5 protein-coding genes and 1 pseudogene are annotated in these 6,196 nt (G+C 55.8%); 4 read left to right on the forward strand and 2 right to left on the reverse strand.

Going from position 1 to position 6,196, the window contains the following annotated elements:
• The first annotated feature begins 1 nt into the window (after position 1).
• From ACRZ91_RS13930 to pdeM, 4 genes are all read left to right on the forward strand, one after another.
• Positions 2–547 carry a prepilin peptidase gene (locus ACRZ91_RS13930; RefSeq protein WP_480906333.1) on the forward strand — a complete coding sequence of 182 codons (546 nt, stop codon included), beginning with the start codon at positions 2–4 and terminating at the stop codon, positions 545–547.
• A gap of 116 nt (positions 548–663) precedes the next feature.
• Complete coding sequence (locus ACRZ91_RS13935) at positions 664–1,971, forward strand: ATPase (protein ID WP_170541630.1); 1,308 nt, start codon at positions 664–666, stop codon at positions 1,969–1,971.
• Positions 1,972–2,009: 38 nt separating this feature from the next.
• On the forward strand, positions 2,010–4,421 hold the full coding sequence (locus tag ACRZ91_RS13940) for a ligase-associated DNA damage response DEXH box helicase (protein ID WP_480906336.1): 2,412 nt from the start codon (positions 2,010–2,012) through the stop codon (positions 4,419–4,421).
• A 41-nt stretch (positions 4,422–4,462) separates the two neighbouring features.
• Positions 4,463–5,125: a ligase-associated DNA damage response endonuclease PdeM gene (gene pdeM, locus ACRZ91_RS13945; RefSeq protein ID WP_170541636.1), complete on the forward strand. Its 663-nt coding sequence runs from the start codon at positions 4,463–4,465 to the stop codon at positions 5,123–5,125.
• 3 nt (positions 5,126–5,128) lie between these two features.
• Here pdeM and ACRZ91_RS13950 read toward each other — a convergent pair whose 3' ends face one another.
• Together ACRZ91_RS13950 and ACRZ91_RS13955 are read right to left on the reverse strand one after the other, a co-directional pair.
• Positions 5,129–5,758, reverse strand: a complete 630-nt coding sequence (locus tag ACRZ91_RS13950; RefSeq protein ID WP_480906339.1) for a LytTR family DNA-binding domain-containing protein — start codon at positions 5,756–5,758, stop codon at positions 5,129–5,131.
• Positions 5,759–6,083: 325 nt separating this feature from the next.
• Positions 6,084–6,196, reverse strand: a pseudogene (locus ACRZ91_RS13955) (bifunctional methylenetetrahydrofolate dehydrogenase/methenyltetrahydrofolate cyclohydrolase); the annotation flags it as partial.

Here is a 6,196-nt window from a genome sequence, read left to right on the forward strand (position 1 = left end):
CATGCACATACCAGCGGCAGCGGCAGCGTGGTTCTTACCATTTGTCCTGCCGATCTGTTTCTACGTTGCCTTCACCGATATGCGTGAGATGCGGATCAAGAACCATGCGGTCATGGCACTGTTGGTGGTTTTTCTCGTTGTCGGCCTTTTCGTTTTGCCGCCATGGTCGGGCGAATGGCTACCCGGCACTTTTGGTCCGGTCACTGTTAAGCTGCCTCTATACGTCTGGCAGCTGCTTCACATAGTCGTTGTTCTGATCGTCGGCATCGTATTGAACGCTGCTGGAATTATGGGAGCTGGTGACGCCAAATTCTGCGCTGCCGCCGCTGCTTTTGTCTGGGCCAGTGATTTCATGTGGGTATTCATAATTCTGTCTGCCACGCTGCTAGGGGCATTTTGTTCCCACCGGTTAGCGAAACACACCCGACTGCGCCAGATCGCTCCGCATTGGGACAGTTGGGATCGCGGTAAACAGTTTCCAATGGGTCTGACGCTTGCAGGTAGCCTCGTGGCTTACCTGATTTTGGGCATAATCCACGGTTCGTGAACAATCATGACCGCGCCTTGCCCGCGCCTTGGTCCTGCCACAAAGACGCGTCAAATTTTCCCTAAATGGCCCTGCATGGGGCCTTTGGTGTGATAATTGACAGACGAGTCCCGCTTATGAACATGCAGACGTCCTCCGTTATGGCCCCCCCTGCCCCTAAGGGGTTGGCTGAAATGCAGCTTCCGCTGGTGATGATGCGTGACATTCTGCTGAAAACGATCTTTCGAAAGAACGTGGATACGGTAAGCGAGGTTGCCGCGGCGGTATGCCTGCCCGGCTCGGTGACGCAGGAACTGATCGATATCGCACGGGAACAGAAACTGATGGAGGCGACAGGCACACTGAACGCGAACTCGGGCAACGAGATGGGGTATCAGTTAACCGATTCAGGAAAGGCCCGTGCCTTAGACGCGCTTAGCCAATCGGAGTATTTCGGCGCGATGCCGGTGCCACTGGACGTCTATCGCGAACAGGTCAAGCGTCAGTCGATCCGCAACATTCAGGTCACCCGTGATCAATTGACTGGTGCTATGGGTCATCTGGTTCTACCCGACAGCCTGCTGGATCACTTGGGTCCTGCTGTCAGCGCCGGTCGCTCGATCCTGATGTATGGCCCTCCGGGCAATGGTAAGTCCTCAATCTCGAACGGAATTCGGGACGCGCTGGGTGACAATGTCTATGTCCCGCGCGCCATCGAATATTCGGGGCAGGTGATCACCGTATACGATCCGATTGTTCACACCGCGATTGAACAGGAAGAGGACGATCCCAACAGTTTGCGCCGCCGGAAACGGTTCGATACGCGTTATGTGCAATGCGAGCGCCCAACCGTGGTAACCGGCGGTGAACTGTCGCTGAGCATGTTGGACCTCGTTTACAACCCCACTGCCCGGACCTATCAGGCACCGCTGCAGTTGAAATCGACCGGAGGCATTTTCATCGTGGACGACCTTGGGCGTCAGGCCGAACCCCCTCAGGCCCTGATCAACCGGTGGATCGTTCCGCTGGAAGAAAGCAAGGATATCCTCGGCCTGCAATCAGGTGAGAAGTTCGAAGTGCCCTTCGATACTTTGGTCATCTTTTCAACCAACTTCCATCCGAATGAAATCTTCGACCAAGCGGCTCTGCGCCGGATCTTCTTCAAGATCAAGATTGATGGTCCGAACCAAGAGAACTTCCTCAAGATCTTTGCGATGGTTGCCCGCAAACGCGGGATGCCTCTGGACGAAGCGGCTCTGGTACATCTGCTGAAGGTCAAATACCCGACGATCCAGAACATCTACGCGAATTATCAACCGATCTTCCTGATCGATCAGATGATCTCGATCTGCGAATTCGAAGGCATCCCCTATCAGATGAGCCCCGACTTGATCGACCGTGCCTGGGCGAACATGTTCGTCAAGGAAGAAAAGATCGTTCACTAACCCCTATCCTTCTGAACCCGGGCGGTTAATCTGCGGCCATGACGCAGATTCCCGCCCGGATTAGCGATTGGTTTGCCGCCAAAGGCTGGTCGATCCACCCGCATCAACAAGACATGTTCGACCAGGCACAGGAACCGGCGACGCTGTTGATTGCCCCGACAGGCGGGGGCAAGACGATGGCCGGGTTCATGCCGTCCCTGTCCGAACTGGCCGACGGCGCGCATGATGGGCTGCATACGATCTATGTCTCACCACTCAAGGCGCTGGCCGCTGATATCCGCCGCAATCTGCGTGCCCCGGTGGAAGAGATCGGCTTGCCTATACGGATCGAAGACCGCACTGGCGATACGTCGGCCACGCAAAAGAAACGCCAGCGTGTTGATCCTCCACATATCCTACTGACAACACCAGAAAGCTTGGCGTTACTCACCTCCTACGAAGACGCGCCGCGTATGTTTGCGGGAGTCCAGCGCATAATCGTTGATGAGATTCACGCTTTGGCGGAAAGCAAACGGGGCGATCAATTGATGCTTGCACTGGCACAGTTGCAAGCGCTCTGCCCCGATTTGCGCCGTGTCGGCCTGTCTGCGACTGTGGAAGACCCAGAAGGCATTGCGCAGTTTCTGGCGCGGCATCCTGATCCTTGCAGAATAATTCAGGCCGATCCCGGCCCAGATCCCGATATCGCGATGCTTGAAACCAAAGAAATGCCCCCCTGGTCTGGTGGAGGCGCCGCCTATGCCATTCCGGCGGTGCTGGAGCAGGTTCGGCAGCATAAAACCACACTGATCTTCCACAACACGCGCGCTCAGGCCGAAATATTCTTTCATAATCTCTGGCTGGCAAATGATGAAAGTCTGCCAATCGGTATCCATCACGGCAGTCTGGACCGGCAGCAACGCGAAAGGGTTGAGGCCGCAATGGTACGCGGTGATCTGCGGGCCATCGTCTGCACGGGCAGCCTCGATCTGGGAATCGATTGGGGGGATGTGGATCTGGTGATCCAAATTGGCGCGCCAAAGAACGTCAAACGGCTGGTGCAGCGAATCGGACGGGCAAACCATCGTTATAATGCCCCATCGAAGGCGCTGTTGGTACCTGCCAACCGGTTTGAAGTGGTCGAATGTGTGGCCGCACTGCATGCGGTGCAGGAACATGACCTGGACGGTGATCCTCGCGGCGCGGGCCCTCGGGATGTGCTCTGTCAGCATATCCTGATCGCCGCTGCAGCCGGACCGTTCGAGGCCGATGCGCTCTACACCGCGCTGACCTCGGCGGGGCCCTATGCCGGCCTCAGCAGACCCGAATTTGATGCCTGTCTGGATTTCTGCGCCACCGGCGGATACGCCCTGCGCGCCTATGACCGCTGGCAGCGGTTGCAGCAGCGATCAGATGGGCGCTGGCAATTGCGTGATCCACGAGCAGCGCAGCGTATCCGGATGAATCTGGGCACAATTCAGGACACTGACACGCTGAAGGTACGGTTGAAACGAAATCGCGGAGGCAAGCCACTTGGCGAGGTGGAAGAAGGGTTTGCTGCCTCGCTCACCCCCGGTGACACATTTCTGATCGGCGGCCAGATCGTCCGTTACGAAGGGCTGCGTGAAATGGTGGTTGAGGTCAGCCGCCGCGCTGACAAGAAACCCAAGATCGCAACCTTCTCTGGCACAAAATTCGCCACATCTACGCAGCTTAGCGACCGCATTCTGCGTATGTTCGCGCAATCTGACTGGCCACACTTGCCCGCCCACACCGCCGATTGGCTGGCGTTGCAACGCGACGTCTCGCGCCTACCGCAGCGTGATCGACTATTGATCGAAAGTTTCCCCGACAATGGGCGTGAACATATCTGTGTCTATGGCTTTGCAGGCCGAAATGCGCAGCAGACCCTGGGCTTGTTACTAACCAAACGTATGGAAGAGACCGGCCTTGCCCCACTGGGCTTTGTCGCTACCGACTATGCCACCTTGATCTGGGGCCTGGACGCGGTAACCGATCCACGCCCATTGTTTCAGATTGATGCGCTGCGCGAAGGGCTGGAAACGTGGTTGGCAGGCAATGCCGTGATGAAGCGCACGTTCCGCGCCTCGGCCACAATCGCAGGTCTGATCGAACGCAATACCGGAGGGCAGCGCAAAAGCGGACGGCAAGCGACGTTTTCGTCAGACATCTTGTATGACACTCTGCTGAAATACGACCCCGACCATCTTTTGATGCAGATCACCCGCGAAGAAGCCATGCGCGGATTGGTTGATTTCGGGCGGATCGAAGCGATGGTCGCGCGGATCAATGGCCGCATCGATCTTCGGCGGCTGGATCGCGTTTCTCCATTGGCTGCACCGCTCTTTTTGGAAATGGGAAAAGTGCCAGTCAAAGGTGAGGCAGAAGAACGCCTTCTGGCCGAAGAGAGTGCCCGCTTGCTGCAAGCTGCAGGCATACAATCTCCGTAAATCCTCTTGCGCCGTCCGTCGAAACAGGCAAAGAACGTACCATGAACAACGTCGAGTTTTCCTTTGCGGGTCACCAACTGCGCGCACTAGGTTCCGGGGCGCTTTGGTGGCCCGATCAACGCCTGCTTTGCGTATCTGATCTGCATCTGGGCAAGTCAGAACGCATCGCTCGAAGGGGCGGTTCTTCGCTCCCCCCTTATGATACACGCGAGACTTTGACACGGCTGGGAGGTGACTTGTCATATACAAAGGCCACGTCAGTAATTTGTCTGGGAGACAGCTTTGATGACTTGGACGCGTCAACTGCATTGACAGCTGAGGACAGGCTTCGGATTACGACGTTGCAAGCAGGTCGGAACTGGATCTGGATCGAAGGCAATCATGACCCCGGTCCGGTTGAAATTGGTGGTACGCATCTATCCGAATGGATTTGCAGCGACCTCACTTTTCGCCATATAGCCCAACCAGATGCAATGGCTGAGATTTCCGGCCACTATCATCCCAAGGCAAGTTTGAATATTCGGGGGCGCTCGATCTCTCGGCCTGCGTTCCTTTTGGATCATGCCCGACTAATCCTGCCCGCCTATGGGACCTATACCGGCGGGTTGCGCAGCACAGACCAAACACTGACAAGGATCATGGCCTCAGATGCCCGGGCAATCTTGACGGGGGATCAGCCCCAGAAAATTCCAATGCCGCGATGACCCTTATAACAGCCCGTCATCCACAAGATGCTGCTTGTATTTCCGGCTGACAGGTACTTCATCGCCGTTCCTCAAACGCAGGTAGGTTTTCCCCGCCTCTTTCTTGACCCCAACAATTGTGGAATCCACCACCCAATGTGATCGATGTGTGCAATGCCCAGGAACCGGCTCCATCTCAGCTATCGCATCGGTAAATCGCGAGCGGATGGTAAATGTCCCTTCTGAGGTTACGACATCGACGCTGTGATCACGCACGGTCAGCCGGTAGATCTCCCCCTCGAAACCAGTTGGCAATCGATGATAGAGCCGTGCTCGAGGTTCTTCCACTGCTTCATCTGGATCGCCCCATTGACGAACAAGTATTAGCCCCGTCGCAAACAGAAGCCCATAAGGGACGACCTTCAACAGGTCTGGAGCCATCCGTCCATTCAATGAGAACAGAACCCACGTCAGAAACCACAAAGAGGGGGCAAACAACAACAGGATCAACGCAGCAAAAGCAAAATCCCGGAACAACGATCCCGATAAACTCAGTTTTGTGCGCACAAGTTGCCCCGCAGCCCATGTTGCAAACAGCGCCAGTAGCATTACACCAGTCCAGAACAACAACCGCTGTGAATATGACAGTGTCATGTCTCGAAAGGGTGCGAACGAATAGGCAAGCAATGGAACAAAAACTAGGCCGGCCACTACACGTTGAAGACTGCAAAACGAGATGATCGGACTTAGTTTGGACTTCATACCAAGCAACACACCTTCTTAGCCTGCACCAAAAACATCAAACGGAAGGTAGTCTAACCTCACAACCAATTGGATTAGAAGGCTTATCACGGGTTAACGCTGGGTCAAGTTAACAAGTCCCCATACGCATTAATAATACATGGAGAACAAAAAACCGGAGAGCGCGCAGGCTCTCCGGCTAATCAGACCATACCCAAATAGGTCTTTGTGTCGGGTATTACGCTGTCAGGCCTTCGGGTTCTGGCAGGCCATTCGCCCGGCACGCGGCGGTCAGCGTATTCGCAAGCAGGCAGGCGATCGTCATCGGGCCTACGCCACCGGGTACCGGAG

It is taken from the genome of Ruegeria sp. O11, assembly GCF_056535285.1.

Coding starts and splice junctions, on each gene's coding strand:
- ACRZ91_RS13930 (WP_480906333.1), top strand. CDS start 2: ATGCACATACCAGCGGCAGCGGCAGCGTGGTTCTTACCATTTGTCCTG.
- ACRZ91_RS13935 (WP_170541630.1), top strand. CDS start 664: ATGAACATGCAGACGTCCTCCGTTATGGCCCCCCCTGCCCCTAAGGGG.
- ACRZ91_RS13940 (WP_480906336.1), top strand. CDS start 2,010: ATGACGCAGATTCCCGCCCGGATTAGCGATTGGTTTGCCGCCAAAGGC.
- pdeM (WP_170541636.1), top strand. CDS start 4,463: ATGAACAACGTCGAGTTTTCCTTTGCGGGTCACCAACTGCGCGCACTA.
- ACRZ91_RS13950 (WP_480906339.1), bottom strand. CDS start 5,758: ATGACACTGTCATATTCACAGCGGTTGTTGTTCTGGACTGGTGTAATG.